Consider the following 16,711-nt stretch of genomic DNA (forward strand, 5'->3'; position numbering starts at 1 on the left):
TTGCGTCGTTTGGCGGGCCGAGTACCCGGGATGTCATCGCCCGGCTTGACCGGGCGACCCGGTATTCCAGAGGCGATGGTGATTATCGAGAGGCTGCGGCGTACTGGATACCCGCTTTTCGCGGGTACGACGGCTGCCCCGAAAACTGATCATTCGTACCGGACGCGCCGCGACCGTCGACGGCCCGACGGGATCGCGAGCACGGCGAGACAGAGCCCAATCATCACCATTCCCATGAATTCGAAGGCAAAGGCGTCCACGGCAATTCTCCCCCAAATAAACCGATAGAATTGTTGGGAGCGCGTTGACCGTTTCTTAATTTGTGGAACCTGGCGCGATGCGCGTGCGCGGATGGTGGACGGGCGCTTAAGGAGTTCGGTTAACGGAGACGGGTCGGCGCTCGAGGGAGCGCCGCAAATCTTGCACGCTGCTCTATCAGGCTGCCTTCGTGCGGATCGGTGTTCATGTCCCGCAGAACGTCCGCAGCACGCGCTGATCGGGGAGCGGCGGCTCTGTGTAAGCCGCGAACTCCGGCTGATCCTCGTATGGTTTCGACAGCACCGTCAGCAATTCCTCGAAGGGCGCGTAGTCGTCATTCACGGCCGCCGCGATCACGGCTTCGACGCGGTGGTTGCGCGGGATGAAGGCTGGATTGACCGCGCGCATCGCGGCCTGCCGTTCGGCTGATGATTGCGGCTCGTCGGCGATACGCTTTCGCCAGCGTGTGGCCCATTCGTCATAAGCTGCGGGATCGGTAAACTGATCCCTGACCTTGTTGTCGGCGCCATCTCCGGCGGCGTCGGAAAGGCGGCGGAAGGTCAAGGTAAAGTCGGCCTGGTTCTTCGCCATGGCGTCGAGCAGATCCTGCACCAGCGCTTCGTCGCCGTCGCGGGCGGTGAACAGGCCGATCTTCTTGCGCAATCCGGCCTGATAGGCGGCGGTGAATTTTTCGGCGAATTCGCCGAGGATGAATTGCGCCTGTTCGATCGCCTTTTCCTGTTCATCGGCGAACAGCGGCAGCAGGCATTCGGCGAGCCGCGTCAGGTTCCACAGCGCGATGCGCGGCTGGTTGGCGTAGGCGTAGCGGCCCAGCTCGTCGATCGAAGAAAACACCTGCGCGGGGTTGTATTCGTCCATGAAGGCGCAGGGGCCGTAGTCGATGGTCTCGCCTGATATCGAGGTGTTGTCGGTGTTCATCACGCCATGGATGAAGCCGACCAGCAGCCAGCGCGCGACCAGATCGGCTTGCCGCGCGACGACGCCTTCGAGCAGCGCGTGATAGGGGCGCTCGGCGTTGGCGATATCTGGGTAGTGTCTGGCGATGACATGGTCGGCGAGCTGGCGCACGCCGTCGGTGTCGCCGCGCGCGGCAAAGAACTGGAAGGTGCCGACGCGAACATGGCTTGCGGCGACGCGGGTGAGCACGGCGCCAGGCAGCATGGTCTCGCGCATCACGTTCTCGCCCGAGGTGACGGCGGCGAGCGAGCGGGTGGTGGGGATGCCCAATGCAAACATCGCCTCGCTGACGATATATTCCCGCAAGACCGGGCCGAGCGCGGCGCGGCCGTCGCCCCGGCGCGAGAATGGCGTTGGTCCCGACCCCTTGAGCTGGATGTCGCGGCGGACGCCGTCCTTGTCGATGACTTCGCCGAGCAGGATGGCGCGGCCGTCGCCGAGCTGGGGCACGAACTGGCCGAACTGGTGGCCCGCATAGGCCATGGCGATCGGGTCGGCGCCGTCGGGGATGCGCTTTCCGGCGAGGATTTCGGCCCCTTCCGGGCTATCCAGAACATCGGGATCGAGGCCGAGGTGGATGGCCAGGGCCCGGTTCAGCTTGATCAGCCGCGGGGCAGCGACGGGCGTCGGGGCCACCCGGGCGAAAAAGTTTGCCGGCAGGGCCGAATAGGTGTTCTGGAATGGGAAATGGATGGTCATGACCCAAAGATAGGCGCGGGCACGGAATAGGCAAACGGTTGGGGCCGGTGCGGGCGGAAATCTCGCGTTTCGAGCGCAAAACAGGCCCCGCCATTGGTTGCCGCCCTCGGCTACGTCGGGTAAACCCTCCGCACTTCGCGCGGGCTTTGGCCCCCGATTCTGTCCTCCGACATCTGTTTTTTTGGAACTTCCATGCATCGCTACCGGTCACACACATGCGGCGCGCTCCGCGACAGCGACATCGGCCAGACCGCCCGTCTTTCCGGCTGGTGCCATCGAATCCGCGACCATGGCGGCGTGCTGTTCATCGATCTGCGCGACCATTACGGCATCACGCAATGCGTGGCGGATCCGGATTCGCCGGCGTTCAAGGAAGTGGAAAAGTTCCGCTCGGAATGGGTGGTGCGGATCGACGGCAAGGTGCGCCGGCGCCCCGAGGGCACCGACAATCCGGAACTGCCGACCGGCATGGTCGAAGTCTATGTCAGCGAGATCGAGGTGCTCGGGCCTGCGGCCGAGCTGCCGCTGCCGGTGTTCGGCGAGCAGGAATATCCTGAAGACATCAGGCTTAAGTACCGCTTCCTCGACCTGCGTCGCGAGAAGCTGCACCAGAACATCATGACCCGCGGCGCCATTGTCGACTCCATGCGCAAGCGGATGAAGGAGCAGGGCTTCTTCGAGTTCCAGACCCCGATCCTGACGGCGTCCTCGCCGGAAGGGGCTCGCGACTTCCTGGTGCCGTCACGTATTCATCCCGGAAAATTCTACGCGCTGCCGCAGGCGCCGCAGCAGTACAAGCAGCTGCTGATGATGTCGGGCTTCGACCGCTACTTCCAGATCGCGCCATGCTTCCGCGACGAGGACCCGCGCGCCGACCGCCTGCCGGGCGAGTTTTATCAGCTCGACGTCGAGATGAGCTTTGTCACGCAGGACGACGTGTTCGCGGCGATGGAGCCTGTTGTCACCGGCGTCTTCGAGGAGTTTGCCAAGGGCAAGCCGGTCACCAAATCATGGCCGCGGATTCCCTTTGCGGAAGCCTTACGCAAATACGGCACCGACAAGCCGGACCTACGCAACCCGATTCTGATGCAGGACGTCTCCGAGCACTTTCGAGGCTCCGGCTTCAAGGTGTTCGCCCGGATGCTGGAAGACCCCAAGAACCGGGTATGGGCGATCCCCGGACCCACCGGCGGCTCGCGCGCCTTCTGCGACCGCATGAACTCTTGGGCGCAGGGCGAAGGCCAGCCTGGCCTCGGCTACATCATGTGGCGCGAGGGCGGCGAGGGTGCTGGACCGCTCGCCAACAACATCGGCGCGGAGCGGACGGCCGCGATCCGTGCGCAGCTCGACATGAAGGAGGGCGATGCCGCGTTCTTCGTCGCCGGCGATCCCGACAAGTTCTGGAAGTTTTCTGGTCTCGCCCGCACCAAGGTGGCTGAGGAACTGAACCTGATCGACAAGGATCGGTTCGAACTCGCCTGGATCGTCGACTTCCCGATGTACGAGTACAACGAGGAAGACAAGAAGGTCGACTTCTCGCACAACCCGTTCTCGATGCCGCAGGGCGGCCTCGATGCGCTCAAGGGGCAGGACCCGCTGACCATCAAGGCGTTCCAGTATGACATCACCTGCAACGGCTACGAGATCGCGTCCGGCGGCATCCGCAACCACCGCCCCGAGGCGATGGTGAAGGCGTTCGAGATCGCGGGCTATGGCGAGAAGGATGTCGTCGAGCGTTTCGGCGGCATGTACCGCGCGTTTCAGTACGGCGCCCCGCCGCATGGCGGCATGGCGGCCGGCGTCGACCGCATCGTGATGCTGCTCTGCGGCACTACGAATTTGCGCGAAATCTCGCTGTTCCCGATGAACCAGCAGGCCGTCGACCTGCTGATGGGCGCGCCATCGGAGGTCACCACCAAGCAGCTCCGTGAGCTCCATATCCGGCTCAATCTGCCGGACAAGACATAGGGTTTGGGCCAACTCACAGCCCCGTCGAAGCCTCGATCCGGAACTGCGCCAGCGCGAGGAGCGGATCGGTCTTCAGCATCTGGAATAGCTGCATCGCCGGCACCTTGCCGAGCGGCGTGAGCTTGATGACCAGCGTTTGCCCCGGGCTCTCGACAAAACGTGCGAGCGCCTGCACGGCGGCCTCTGCATCGGGATTAGCCGAGGCCACGTGCTGGCTGCTGGCCATGATGTTTTCGACGATCGCCTTCCGCGCCGCGTCGCGGCTCACGTTCTGAGCGCGGGCGTATTGAACCACCCCGAGATCGACGCTGCCCAGATCGCGCAGCGTCAGCTCGATCGCGCCGGCTTCGATCTGCGCCGCTGCTCCGATCGCCTGCGCCGCGTTGGCCGAAAATACCTGCCGCGGCACGTTGGCGAGCGCGATCCGCGCGGATGCTTTCACGAGCCCGCCGATCTCGAGCTTCGGGACGTCGACAACGAAGCTGCGAGCCGCCTCGGTCCATTCCGCGCCGATATCGCCATCGGCCGAAAGCGTATCCAGCCCGGCCGCGACGAGCGTTTTCATCGAAGGATCGGTCGCATCGACCGGCGTGGTTATTTTCGCGGTCAGGCGCACCTTGCTCGGAATGGGGCCGACAAATTGTCCCCAGTTCACGTCGAAACCGTCGAGGTTGACGAACTTGCCGGTGTTCTTGAAGGGCGCCGTCACGCCCTTGATCTCGACGCCCTGGATCAGCGGAAACAGCCCTGCGATCAGTTCGGGCGAGGGCGGTTGTCCAGGGCCCGCGAACTGCGCCGAGATCCGCATGAAGTTGGCGATATCCAGCGATTTCAGCGCGAAGCGTCCGAGCTTGAGGGGTCCTTTCGGCGTGCCCGTATCAAGCCCCTCGACTGCGAACTCGCCGACCTTGCCGTCTTCCAGGTTGAACCTGATGGCCGCGAGCTTGAACGGGCCCTGGGGTGTTTCGGCCGAAAGGCCACGCATCTCGGCCGTCCCGATCCGCATGCTCTCATAGATCGTGGCCACCTTCTCCATCAGCTCGCGCGTTTGCGCAGGCGATGGCGGAGCAGTTCCGGCCGCCTGCAGCGCCGTAAGCAATGCGGGAAATTGCAGCCGCGACGGCCGTGCGCCGACTTCATCGAGCGCCATCTCGTCGACGCGCATGCGCAGGCCTAGCGCCGAAGTGACGGTGTAGGGACCGGCCGTCGTCTTGCCGTAGAGGCGGTAGTATTGACCGTCATTCGCCTTTTGTGGATCGAGAACCGCGGCGACAGCAGCCGCATCGAAATCACGCGAGGCGAGATTGAGGATTTCGCCAGTCATCTTGTCGGGCTTGCCGGCCTGCTGCGTGTTGACGGTAAAGTCGGCCCGCTCGACCTGCATGGTGGCGATCTTGCCGGCCTTGATGTCCCGCAGTGCCGTCCCCGAATAGGTGAACTCGCCCGACATGGGCGCGCCGAAGTCGATCGTTCCTGTGACGCGCGGAGCTTCGAGCGATGTCACCGAGACGGATGCGAATTGCTCCAGCGCGGACCGATACGCGTCGATGACGGATGCGGAGGCCTGGGGCCGTTGCAGGCTCGCCGGACCGGAGTAATCCTTCATGACGAGCCGCGGCACCTTGTAGGCGATATTCCCGCGTCCGGCACCCGCGATGCTGACGCCGATCTCGGTGTCCGTCGCTTCGATGCTGTCGGCCGAGAGCCGGCCCGTATCCGGCTGACCGACACCCAAGGCGACGACGCTGGCAATCTTCATGGTGACCGGCGGCTGGGTGGCCGATTCGGTCTTGATGTCGGCGATGGTGACGGTTCGGCTCTTCAGGTCGAACGACACCTTGCCGTGGCTTGCCTTGCCGCCGCCGGCTCTGAGTTGCTCGAACGCGGCCTCGACCTCGCTCGTGATCCGGTGCTGCGTGTAAAACTCGAAGCCGAAGACGCCACCCACCGCGATCACGACCGCAGCGGCCAGACCCATCAGTATCTTTACCATTAGTTGTGCTCCGGACGCCGACATTCGCGGGAGGCAAAATTGCCATATGTCGGTCAAGGGGACGGGGTAGGGAGGATAATATGCTACCGGCTTTGCCGCTTTGCGTCGATGCCTCCTGTTGATGGGACCGCTCTCGGATATTGCATCCGAGCGGTTGCCCGTGCTTCACATCCGGCTCAATCTGCCGCAAAACTAACGGTTCGAATGAAGACCGGCCTCGGCACGTAATTCGGGGTCGAGAAAGCCCGTGGGGGAGTGCATGTCGTCCTATTCTGAAGATCTCCGCTCCGCGGCGCTTGCGTATCACCGGCTGCCGCGCCCGGGTAAACTCGAGATCCAGGCGACCAAGCCGCTCGCCAACCAGCGCGACCTCGCGCTGGCCTATTCGCCCGGCGTCGCTGCGGCCTGCACCGAAATCGCCAACAATCCGGCCGAAGCGGCGTCGCTGACCTCCCGGGCCAATCTGGTCGCTGTGGTCTCCAACGGTACCGCGGTGTTGGGGCTTGGCAATATCGGCCCGCTCGCCTCCAAGCCCGTCATGGAAGGCAAGGCGGTCCTGTTCAAGAAATTCGCCGGGATTGACGTCTTCGACATCGAAATCGCCGCCGACACCATCGAGCGCGTGGTCGAGACGGTGGCGGCGCTGGAGCCGACCTTCGGCGGCATCAACCTCGAGGACATCAAGGGTCCGGAGTGCTTTGAGATCGAGGCGCAGCTCAAGGAGCGCATGAAGATCCCGGTGTTCCACGACGACCAGCATGGCACGGCCATCATCGTGGGCGCCGCCATCGTCAACGCGTTGCTGCTGAACGGCAAGAAGCTGGCGGACGTGAAGATCGTCTGTTCGGGCGCCGGTGCCGCGGCGATCGCGTGCCTCAACCTGCTGGTCTCGATGGGCGCGCAGCGCAAGAACATCTGGGTCTGCGACATCGACGGCGTGGTGCATGAGGGCCGCAACACGCTGATGGACCGCTGGAAGGCGGTCTATGCGCAGAAGACCAATGCCCGCGTGCTGGCGGACGTGATCGGCGGCGCGGATATTTTCCTGGGGGTTTCCGCGCCCAACGTGCTCAAGCCCGAGATGGTCCAGTCGATGGCGGACCAGCCGCTGGTGATGGCGCTGGCCAATCCGAACCCCGAAATCATGCCGGACGAGGCGCGAAAGGCGCGCCCCGACGCGATGATCTGCACCGGGCGTTCCGACTTCCCGAACCAGGTCAACAACGTCCTGTGCTTCCCGTTCATCTTCCGCGGCGCGCTCGACGTCGGCGCCACCGGGATCAACGAGGAAATGAAACATGCGGCCGTCGAGGCGATCGCGCAGCTCGCGCGCGATCCGCCGTCGGACGCCGTGGCCCGCGGGTTTGACAGCGGTGAGACGCAGGGGTTCGGGCCGGGCTCGCTGATTCCGAGCCCGTTCGATCCGCGGCTGATCCTGCGCATCGCACCGGCGGTGGCGAAAGCTGCGATGGAATCCGGTGTGGCGACGCGCCCGATCAAGAATTTCGACGAATATACCGCGCTCCTGGAACGCTTTGCGTTCCGTTCCGGCCTCGTCATGAAGCCGGTGTTCGCCAAGGCCAAGACCCAGCCGGTCCGCGTGATCTATGCCGAGGGTGAGGACGAGCGCGTGCTGCGCGCCACGCAGGTCGTGCTGGAGGAAAAACTGGCGCGGCCGATCCTGGTCGGCCGCCCCTCCGTCGTCGAGGCAAGGCTCAAGCGGTTCGGCCTCTCGATCAAGGCCGGGCGGGATTTCGATCTCGTCAATCCCGAGGACGATCCGCGCTATCGGTCCTATGTGCAGACCTATATCGACGTCGCCGGAAGGCGCGGCGTCACGCCTGAGGCCGCGCGCACCGTGGTCCGCACCAACAACACCGTGATCGCAGCACTTGCGGTAATGCGCGGCGAGGCCGATGCCATGATCTGCGGTGTCGAAGGCCGCTACATGAGCCATCTGCGCCATGTCCGAGAGATCATCGGCTTCCTGCCCGGCGTCAGCGATTTTGCGGCGCTGTCGATGATGATCACCAGCAAGGGTTCCTATTTCATCGCCGACACCCAGGTGCGTCCGAACCCGAGCGCCGAGGAACTCGCGGAAGTGGCGTCGCTGGCGGCAAACCATGTGCAGCGGTTCGCCATGAAGCCGCGCGTCGCCTTCGTGTCACATTCCGACTTCGGAAGTTATGATACCGACTCCTCGCGCAAGATGCGCCGCGCCACCGCGCTTCTGAATGAAAAGCATCCGGAGATCGAGGCCGATGGCGAGATGCAGGGCGATACCGCGCTCTCGGCGGCTGCGCGAAAACTCGTGCTGCCGCATTCCAACCTGGAAGGCGATGCCAACATCCTGATCATGCCGAACCTCGACACCGCCAACGTCGCCTACCAGATGATCAAGACGCTGGCGGATGCGCTGCCGGTTGGGCCGATCCTGATCGGGCCGGCGCGTCCGGCGCATATCCTCACCCCGGGGGTGACGGCGCGCGGCGTGCTCAACATGACGGCGGTGGCCGCCGTCGAAGCCCAGGAGCGCGCCGGCCGTCAGCAGCCGACCCTGTTTGGATAGAGCGGGCTCTGATTGAATCAGAACCCTTCTAGTCTTTTGTTTTGACGCGTTTTCTCTGCGCGGAATGTATCTGCGCTCGAAAACGCTATGGCCAAAAAAGGGCCTTGGTTCTGCTTCTATCAGAAGGTCAGGTTAGGTCCGCGCAGGCTCCCGCGCGGATGGTTTCGATTTGAGCGTTTGAAAAGCGGAGGCGAAACGCCCATAATCGTTTCGCGCCGCCTGCTATCTTTGCATGCCATTGAGTGAGGCCGATCCCATGCCAGCGTTAGTTACCTTCGGGCGAGTCCTGTTCGCCGTGCTCTTCATGTACACGGGAGCGACCAAGCTGTTCGCGGTTCAGCAGACGGCGGACTTCATTGCAACCAAGGTGGCCATCCCGGCGATGCTCGCGCCCTATACCTCGCAGCTCGAAACCATGACGGGCATGCCGATGCCGCAATTGCTGGCGCTCGGCGTCGGCGGCTTCGAGATCCTCGCCGGTCTGATGATCGCGGTCAATTTCGGTGCGCGGTTCTTCGCGATTCTGCTGATCTTCTTCGTCATCACGACGACCTTCTACTTCCACGATTTCTGGAACCAGCCGGCGCCCGAAAATGCCAAGACCCTGATCGACGCCCTGAAGAACCTGTCGCTCATCGGCGCGCTATTCATGATCGCAGGCTACGGCCGCGGGCCGCGGCCGAATGAACCGGCTTACGGGGACATGTAGTCCAGACGCAGGCGACGGCCACCGTCTGGGCCGCGCATTCATTTACCGCTTTACGGGACGTCTGAAGAATTCAGAAATTCCGGATCGTAATGCGTGAACCGTCGGGTGTCGCGGCCACGTTCTGCACCGGCGCGACCTGCTCGATCTGCGCGGTGCGTGCCGCTACTCTCCGCGCCTGCAGCCATTGCGGGAACCACATCGCGATGGCGGGGAAGATCAGCACCAGCGCCACGCAGACGCATTGGATCACCATGAAGTCGGCCATGCCGCGGTAGATCAGCCGCAGATTCCATTCTTTGACGACCTGCTTGAGATAATAGGCCGACATCGCGACAGGCGGGGACAGGAACGCCGTCTGCAGCACGACCGCGACGATGCAGCCGAACCAGACCATGTCGTAATCGAGGCCCTTGGCCACCGGCGCCAGCATCGGCAGGAAGATGAAGACGATGGCCGGCCATTCGAATGGCCAGCCGAGCAGGAATATCAGGGTCAGGAGCAGGGACATCGTGCCCCAGGGCGGTAGCGGCGAAGCCAGCAAGGCCTTGGTCATCCAGGTCGCCGTGCCGAGCCATGCGAAGACGGCGCCGAACACGTTGGACGCGACCGCGAGCAACAGCACCATGCTGGTCGTCGCCAGCGTGGCGTAGCAGGCGTCCAGCAGGCCGCGCCATGTGAACTTGCCATACGCCATGACGAGGATGATCGCCCCCAAAGCGCCGAACGCCGCGGCTTCCGCGGCCGTCGTGATTCCGGCGAGGATGGCGCCGAGCGTCACGATCGTCAGCACGGTCACCGGCACCAGACCGACCAGGCATTCCCACAGCACGATCCGCATCGAATCCGGCCGCTCCTCGACCGGCACCGGCGGGCCAAGCTTAGGATTGAAGTGGCAGCGGATCAGGGTGTAGGCGATAAACATCGCGGACAGCAGGAAACCCGGGCCGAAGGCTGCCGCATAGAGATCGATGATCGAGATATCGAGCACCGGCGCCATCACGACCAGCATCACGGACGGCGGGATCAGGATGCCGAGCGTGCCACCGGCGGCGATGGCGCCGGCCGACATCCGCACATCATAACCCGAGCGGATCATCATCGGCCCGGCCATGATGCCGAGCAGCGCGACGGTTGCGCCGACGGTTCCGGCGGCGATCCCGAACAGCGTCGCCGTGAGAATGACGACCACGTAGAGTGCGCCCTTGAGCGGCGCAAACAGATCGCGGAACGCCTTGAACAGCCGTTCCATGAGTCCGGCCTGATCGCAGATGAAGCCCATCAGAACGAACATCGGTACCGCGACGAGTTCGTCCTGCTTCATGAGGCCGATGGTCTGCAGGTAGGCGAGGTTGAAGACGCGCTCGCCCATGCCGGCATAGCCGAACATCAGCGCCAGGAAGAGCAGCGTGAAGCTGATCGGCAGGCCGATGAAGATCGCTCCCAGCATCACCAGGAGCATGGCAAGTCCGAGAAGCTCGAGTCCGGTCATATCTCGATCTTTTCCTTGTGTGCGAACTCACGCCCGAACCGGACCTGGTACCAGCACTTCAGCACCTCGGACACGCCCTGGATCATGAGCAGAATGGCTGCCAGAGGGATCGTGGCCCGAAACGGCCACATGATCGCGCGCCACACGCTTTCCTGCGATCGTTCGCCGGTCTCGTAGGAATGCCAGGCGTCATCCCAGCTGATCAGCATGAAAATGATCATGGCGGGATAGAAAAGGAACAGGTAGGAGACCAGGTCGACGATGCCCTTTGTCCGCTCCGAGTAATTCTCCCAATAGATGTCGGTGCGAACGTGCGCGCCCTTCAAGAGCGCGTAGCCGGCTCCCAGCATGAAGGCCGCGCCGTTGACCATGAAGCTCGATTCATAGACCCAAATGGTCGGCGCGCCGAACCCGTAGCGCATGACGACCTCGTAGGAGATGGTCACGACCAGGAACAACATCGACATGGCGATCAGCTTGCCGGTCACGTCCGTAAAGCGGTCGATCACGCGAATGATGGCGTAGAACGCGCGCGGGAATTCACCGCCCGGATGGCCCGGGACCGAAGCACTTGTAGCACCCGACGACATGATCGCTTCTCCTCAGACAGTGCTGGCGTCCGCACTGCCGGACGCCAGCAGCTCCGCTTCAGTCGAGAGAGATCACTTCTTGGTCAGGTAGATCTTGTTCTTCCAGTAATACTCGCCGGCAAAATTGTACGGCGGGAACCAGGACAGCTTGAAGGGCACGATCTGCTCAGCGTAGGCCTTCTGGCTGTCGATGACCTTCCGGTAGAAGGGGTTCTTTGCCGCGTGCTCGGCCTGGATCTTCTCCCACTCGTCGAGGAAGTTCTTCAGGATCTCGTCGGGTGTACGATGCATCTGCACGCCCGCCTTGATCAGGTCCTGGCAAGCCTGCGCCGTCTCGCGATTGAAGGCGAAGTTGCGCTGCGTCGTTGCATAGACGCTTGCCACCTTGATGATTTCCTGCAAGTCGGGCGTGAGCTTCTTCCAGACGTCGCCATTGATCATCAGCTGGCCGCCGGTGACAGGTTCATGCATGCCCGGCGTGTAGTAATGCTTGGCGACCTGGTGAAGACCGAGCTTCTTGTCTTCCTCGCAGTTGATCCACTCGGCGCCCTCGATCACGCCGCGCTCCATCGCCGGCACGATCTCGCCGCCGGGAATGGTGACGACCGACACGCCGAGCCGGCCGTAGGTTTCCGCACCGATGCCGTAGATCCGGTACTTCATGCCCTTGAGGTCGGCGAGGCTGTTGATCTCTTTCTTGAACCAGCCCAACCCTTGCGGATAGTCGGTCGGGATCGGGAAGCCGACGACGTTGAGCCTGAGGACATCGCGGTAGAATTCGTCGAGCAGCTTCATGCCGCCGCCGTCATAGTACCAGGCCCAATAATCCGAACCGTCCATGCCGAACAACGGGCCGTGAGACATCGGTATCGTCGCGGTATTGCGGCCGAGGATGTAGCCGAACGGTCCCATGCCGACATCGAGAACGTTCTTGGATGTGGCGTCGAACACCTCGAACGGCGGCACGATCGCTCCCGCCGGAAGCGTCTCGATCTTGAGGCGTCCGGCCGTCATCTTTTCGACGGTCTCCGCCCACAGCTTGAAGATGAGATGGAAGTTCGAGGAGGCGGGGTGGGTCGACTGACCCTTCAGCAGTAGCGGCTTTTCAGTGGTTTGAGCGTGAGCCGGCGCAGCAAAGACGGTGACCATTCCAAGAGTCACCGCTGCAACCATAGTTGAAGCGTACCTCAACATGTTGTGGTCCTCCCGATGATGATATGTGTCTTTTTTTCTTTTCAGGGTGGAACCGCGCCCGCGTACTGTCAAGCGACCTGTGGCCGCAGGTGGCTTACGGCTGGCCGATTGCACGAAAGGATGACGCCCTACGCGCCGCGCCGCCACGGCGTGACGCTGACTTCTTGGGCCGGATCGAGCATCTGCGGTTCGCCGGCGCTTAAGCCATGCGCGGCGAGAATTTCCTGCGGCGAGCGCGTGGGCACTCCGGGGAAGCAGGGCTCGCCGCCGGGCAGGCGGACATGCGACGCTACCGACAGCCAGAACTCGTCGTAGCGGTCCATGAACATGCCGAACACGCCGGGGCCGCCGATCACGGCGACGGTGCCGGCGTCAACGCCTGCATGATTGCAGGCGGCTTCAAACGAAGCGCCTGCGGGATTCCACAGGGTTGATTTCGGATTGGACGGATCGGGTGCGATCGCCGCAACTTTGCGCGTCAAAATGACCCGCCTGCGCCGCGGCGAGTTCGGCTGGTCTTCGTAGGAATTGCGGCCGTGCAGGATCAGGTCGGCGCGGTCGAGGGCGGCGGCGAAGAACGCCTTGTCGCCCTCGAACTTCAATTCGTCAGGCATGACGTTACGCGCATCCGCCAACATGCCGTCGGCGGAGACGATGACGTAGCCTTCGATACGCAGCGCCGGCACGGGTGCGTGTCGCGCCGCGTTATTCCGAGATCGTCTGCACCACGCTGGAAACCGGGCGCGAACTCACGGTCGGCAGCTTCAGATCCTTGACGATGTCTTCGTCATACTGGGCGATGGTCTGCACCGGCGCCTTGGCGCGCATCGCCACCACCTTGTAGCCGCCGGCCTTCAGCTTCTTCAGAAGCTCGGGCAGGGCTTCGGCGGTATGCTTCTGGAAGTCATGCATCAGGATGATGCCCTTGCCGTTCTTGTCGACCTTGCGCATCACGTTGTCGATGATGGTCTGCGCCTTGCTCGCCTTGAAGTCGAAGGAATCGAGGTCGCAGGAGAAGATCGCGATGTTGCGGCTGCCGAGATAGGTCACCATCTCCGGCGGGTGCTGCAGCGCCGGGAAACGGAAGAACGGCGCCGGCGCCTTGCCGCCCAGCGCCCATTTCACGGCGCTGAATCCCTTTTCGATTTCGTCCTTGCGCTGCTGCTCGTTCAGCTTCTTGTTGACGAGCGCCGCATGCGACCAGGTGTGCGATCCGATGGAGTGGCCAGCCGCCATCACCTGCTTGAGGATTTCGGGATAGTAGGTGGCGTGCTTGCCGATCGGGAAGAAGATGCCGGTGGTGCATTCTTCCGCCAGCGTCTTCAAGACCGAAGGCGTGTTCACCGGCCACGGGCCGTCGTCGAAGGTCAGCACCACCTCCTTGTCGCGCAAGAAGTCGAGCTCCTTGAAATGTTCGAAGCCGAAACCGGGACCGCCGGTGGTGTCGATCTCGACGGTGCGGCCGATGCCGAGCGCGTTGGGATTGTTGCAAGGCGGGCGGGTGGGCGCGGGCGCTGCCGCCGGAGCGGGGGCCGGCGCCGCCTGCGGAGGTGTGGGAGCGCCCTTGGCGGGTGGCGTCTGCGACCAAGCCGCACTTGATGCCAACAGCGAAACCGCGCCTGCAAAGATCAACCCTGCCGCAATACGCATCTTGTTTTCCTTAAATTCGAATCCCGCTCCCGGTCGCGGCGTTGCCGTCGTCCGGTCTGCCTCCAATCCCCGAAGCACATAGTAGCCTAGTTGGAGCAGGCGCGCCAACGCAACGGCTGCGGTTACGCCCAGCCGATTTGTCACCAGTCCGGTTAATTCAGGAAGCGGCCAACGCCCGCGCGATGGCGGTTTTCACCCGTGTATCTACGGGTTCGACAGACTCCGGGAAGACGTCGGCGATATAGCCGTCGCGTCCGATCAAGTATTTGTGGAAGTTCCAGCGCGGAACATCCTTCGGCCGCGCCTCCGCCGCCCATTTGTAGAACGGATGCGCGTTCGGTCCCTTGACCACGGCCTTGGCGGCGATCGGAAAGGTGACGTGGTGGTCCTGCGCGGTCGCGGTGATTTCGGCCGCGCCGCCCGGCTCCTGGCCGCCGAAATCGTTGGAGGGAACACCGATGATCATCAGGCCGCGGCCGCCAAACTCGGCCCACAATTCCTGCAGCCCGCCATATTGCGGGGTGAAGCCACAGAGCGAAGCGGTGTTGACGATGAGGATCGGCCGGCCGGCAAATTCGGAAAGCCTGATGTCGCCGCCGGCCAATCCCGGAAACGAAAACGCGTAAGCCGTGATCCGGCTCATGCCGGCCTGCGCCAGCGATTGCCTGTTCGAGATAACAGCTGCGATCGCGGCCAGCGCCGCTGTCATCACGCTTCTGCGGTCGATCATGAAAAGCCTCGACAGCGGTTCAACTGTCGAAGGATAGCGCAACGCGCGGGGACCCGCCGCTCAACAAGCCGTTATGGGGTCTACCGCAGCGGCACGATGAAGTCGGTGCCTTCGCCGGTTTCGCCGCCCTGGTTGATGCCGTGATCGGACACGATGATTGAGGCGCCGGTGGTTAGCAGCTCGGCGATCCGCGTCATCGCCTCGGGCGCAATTGTGATGCGGTCCAGCGCCTCGGCGGGGGTGTTCGGCAAAGGCGGCTTGGCCCCGGCGGGGGCACCGCCGGCCATCTTGCGGCGCCGAGCAGCGCTGTCGTCCTCGTCCGTCCGGGCCGCATTGCGGGCCGTGACCGGCAGCGAGACCACCGACCAGCGCAGCAGGTTGGGATCGTTTTTGTCGGCCTCGGCGGTAAAGACGTGCGTGCCCAGCGGCCGGTCGCTCGGCGCGATCGTTATCGGAACGTCGAACTGCGGCCTGAAGTTTTCGCGGACATACAGCTTGGAATCCTTGCGGCTCACGAACACCGCGATCTGGCCGGGACGCCTCGGCGGCTCGGCTTTCGCAGCCTTTTCCGCGCCGGGCAGACGCGCCGCATCCTTCTTCACGTCGGGTGCAACTGCCGGTGCGGCGGGCGCATCGGCGATTGTCTTGACGGGCTCGGTGGGCTTGGCGTCGGTGGCTTCGGAAGTCTTGGCTTCGGGAGTCTTGGCTTCGAAAGTCTTGGCTTCGAAAGTCTTGGCTTCCTCGACCTTCGGCGCTTCCGTCCTGGCAGGCTCCGCATTGGCGATTGCCGCCGTGGGAGCCTCGGGGTTCACCTCGTCGGGTTTCGTTTCCGAGCTGACTTCGACTTTCGCTTCGACCGGCTTATCCTCGGCTTTCGCGCTCTCGCTTGCGGAAGCGTCGGTCTTCGTGAGTTCGCCGGTATCAGCCGCATCGGCCGGCGCCTCGGATTTCGGCGTGCCCGCTTTCGCATCCACGTTCGACGCATCGCTGGCAGGCTGAACCTTGGTTGCAGACGGCCTAGCATCAGACATGGTCACGACGGCGTTGATCGCCGGCAGCGCGCTGCGGGCATCCGCGGTGTGGGTCTGTTCGCGCAACGGCGCCGTGTGTCCGAAGGTCGATCGGAGATCCAGGCTCGCCTCCGAATTCGCAGGCTTGGCTGCCTGACCTGCGTCCGCCCCCTTGTCGCTCTTCACGGCGGGCGCGTCGGTCGCCGGATCGTTGGCGATGAGGGGCTGCGGCACCACTTTCTGCGCCACCAGCAATGGATGCGAGAAGCTGGCCGGCGTGATCGGGCCGGGCGTGACGATGACGCGCGCGCCCATCCTGGTCCAGTTCCACATCTTCACGGCAAAGGCCATCGGCATGCGGATGCAGCCGTGCGACGCCGGATAGCCGGGCAATACGCCGGCATGCATCGCAACGCCCGACCAGGTGATGCGCTGCATGTAAGGCATCGGCGCGTCGCTGTAGATGTTGGAGCGGTGCATCTTGTGCTTCTGGATGACGCTGAACACGCCCATCGGAGTCGAATGCCCCTTCATGCCCGTCGACACCGGGCTTTCGGCAAACAAGCCGTTGCTGTCGTAGATGCGAACTTTCTGCTGCTCGATCGAGACCGCGATGATCAGCGGCCCATGCGGCTTGGCGTTGGCTTCCTTGATGGCGGCCCCGGCCTTGGCGGAAGGCCGGCGGGCTTTCGGCTTGTGCGGCTGCGCCACGGGTGCCGGCCGGTAATAGCCTGGATCGGAGTCCTGCCAGTAGAACATGGTGGCGGCATCTGCCTGGGGCGCGGCGACCAGGGTACCGGCCGCCGTCAACATCGCCATCTGCCAAAATCGCCGTTTGGAAATCGTTGCGCCCGCAATACTCGCACTGAAAACT

Annotated in this window: 12 protein-coding genes; 3 read left to right on the forward strand and 9 right to left on the reverse strand. The window is 63.5% G+C overall.

Features of this window, described 5'->3' with window-relative positions; all coding sequences use genetic code 11:
* Positions 1-462: 462 nt before the first annotated feature.
* Positions 463-1,935, reverse strand: coding sequence for a protein adenylyltransferase SelO (locus V1293_RS03430; protein WP_334506705.1), 1,473 nt, complete (start codon positions 1,933-1,935; stop codon positions 463-465).
* Between the two features lie 192 nt (positions 1,936-2,127).
* Between V1293_RS03430 and aspS the strand changes: the two genes are divergently transcribed.
* On the forward strand, positions 2,128-3,903 hold the full coding sequence (gene aspS / locus V1293_RS03435; protein WP_334506707.1) for an aspartate--tRNA ligase: 1,776 nt from the start codon (positions 2,128-2,130) through the stop codon (positions 3,901-3,903).
* A 13-nt stretch (positions 3,904-3,916) separates the two neighbouring features.
* On the opposite strand, the gene V1293_RS03440 is transcribed toward aspS, so the two are convergent.
* Positions 3,917-5,896, reverse strand: coding sequence for a hypothetical protein (locus tag V1293_RS03440; RefSeq protein ID WP_334506708.1), 1,980 nt, complete (start codon positions 5,894-5,896; stop codon positions 3,917-3,919).
* Positions 5,897-6,155: 259 nt separating this feature from the next.
* Between V1293_RS03440 and V1293_RS03445 the strand changes: the two genes are divergently transcribed.
* Together V1293_RS03445 and V1293_RS03450 are read left to right on the forward strand one after the other, a co-directional pair.
* Positions 6,156-8,465 (forward strand): NADP-dependent malic enzyme, encoded by a 2,310-nt coding sequence (locus tag V1293_RS03445; protein ID WP_334506709.1) that lies wholly within the window; start codon positions 6,156-6,158, stop codon positions 8,463-8,465.
* Positions 8,466-8,721: 256 nt separating this feature from the next.
* Entirely contained in the window at positions 8,722-9,174 is a 453-nt protein-coding gene (locus tag V1293_RS03450) for a DoxX family protein (protein WP_334506711.1), read from the forward strand.
* A 70-nt stretch (positions 9,175-9,244) separates the two neighbouring features.
* Here V1293_RS03450 and V1293_RS03455 read toward each other — a convergent pair whose 3' ends face one another.
* From V1293_RS03455 to V1293_RS03485, 7 genes are all read right to left on the reverse strand, one after another.
* Positions 9,245-10,663, reverse strand: coding sequence for a TRAP transporter large permease (locus V1293_RS03455; protein WP_334506713.1), 1,419 nt, complete (start codon positions 10,661-10,663; stop codon positions 9,245-9,247).
* On the reverse strand, positions 10,660-11,253 hold the full coding sequence (locus tag V1293_RS03460) for a TRAP transporter small permease subunit (RefSeq protein WP_334506715.1): 594 nt from the start codon (positions 11,251-11,253) through the stop codon (positions 10,660-10,662). The genes V1293_RS03455 and V1293_RS03460 overlap by 4 nt, the downstream gene beginning before the upstream one ends.
* 72 nt (positions 11,254-11,325) lie before the next feature.
* Complete coding sequence (locus V1293_RS03465) at positions 11,326-12,402, reverse strand: TRAP transporter substrate-binding protein (protein ID WP_334506716.1); 1,077 nt, start codon at positions 12,400-12,402, stop codon at positions 11,326-11,328.
* Positions 12,403-12,575: 173 nt separating this feature from the next.
* Positions 12,576-13,133 carry a dihydrofolate reductase family protein gene (locus V1293_RS03470; protein ID WP_334506718.1) on the reverse strand — a complete coding sequence of 186 codons (558 nt, stop codon included), beginning with the start codon at positions 13,131-13,133 and terminating at the stop codon, positions 12,576-12,578.
* A gap of 19 nt (positions 13,134-13,152) precedes the next feature.
* The gene (locus tag V1293_RS03475; protein WP_334506720.1) at positions 13,153-14,097 is read right to left on the reverse strand and encodes a polysaccharide deacetylase family protein; all 945 of its coding nucleotides are present in this window, start codon (positions 14,095-14,097) and stop codon (positions 13,153-13,155) included.
* Between the two features lie 157 nt (positions 14,098-14,254).
* A complete protein-coding gene (locus V1293_RS03480) occupies positions 14,255-14,827 on the reverse strand; it encodes a glutathione peroxidase (protein ID WP_334506722.1) in 573 nt (190 codons plus the stop codon).
* An 80-nt stretch (positions 14,828-14,907) separates the two neighbouring features.
* Positions 14,908-16,656: a L,D-transpeptidase gene (locus tag V1293_RS03485; protein WP_334506724.1), complete on the reverse strand. Its 1,749-nt coding sequence runs from the start codon at positions 16,654-16,656 to the stop codon at positions 14,908-14,910.
* Between the last annotated feature and the right edge of the window lie 55 nt (positions 16,657-16,711).

It is taken from the genome of Bradyrhizobium sp. AZCC 1693, assembly GCF_036924745.1.
Taxonomy (GTDB): domain Bacteria; phylum Pseudomonadota; class Alphaproteobacteria; order Rhizobiales; family Xanthobacteraceae; genus Bradyrhizobium.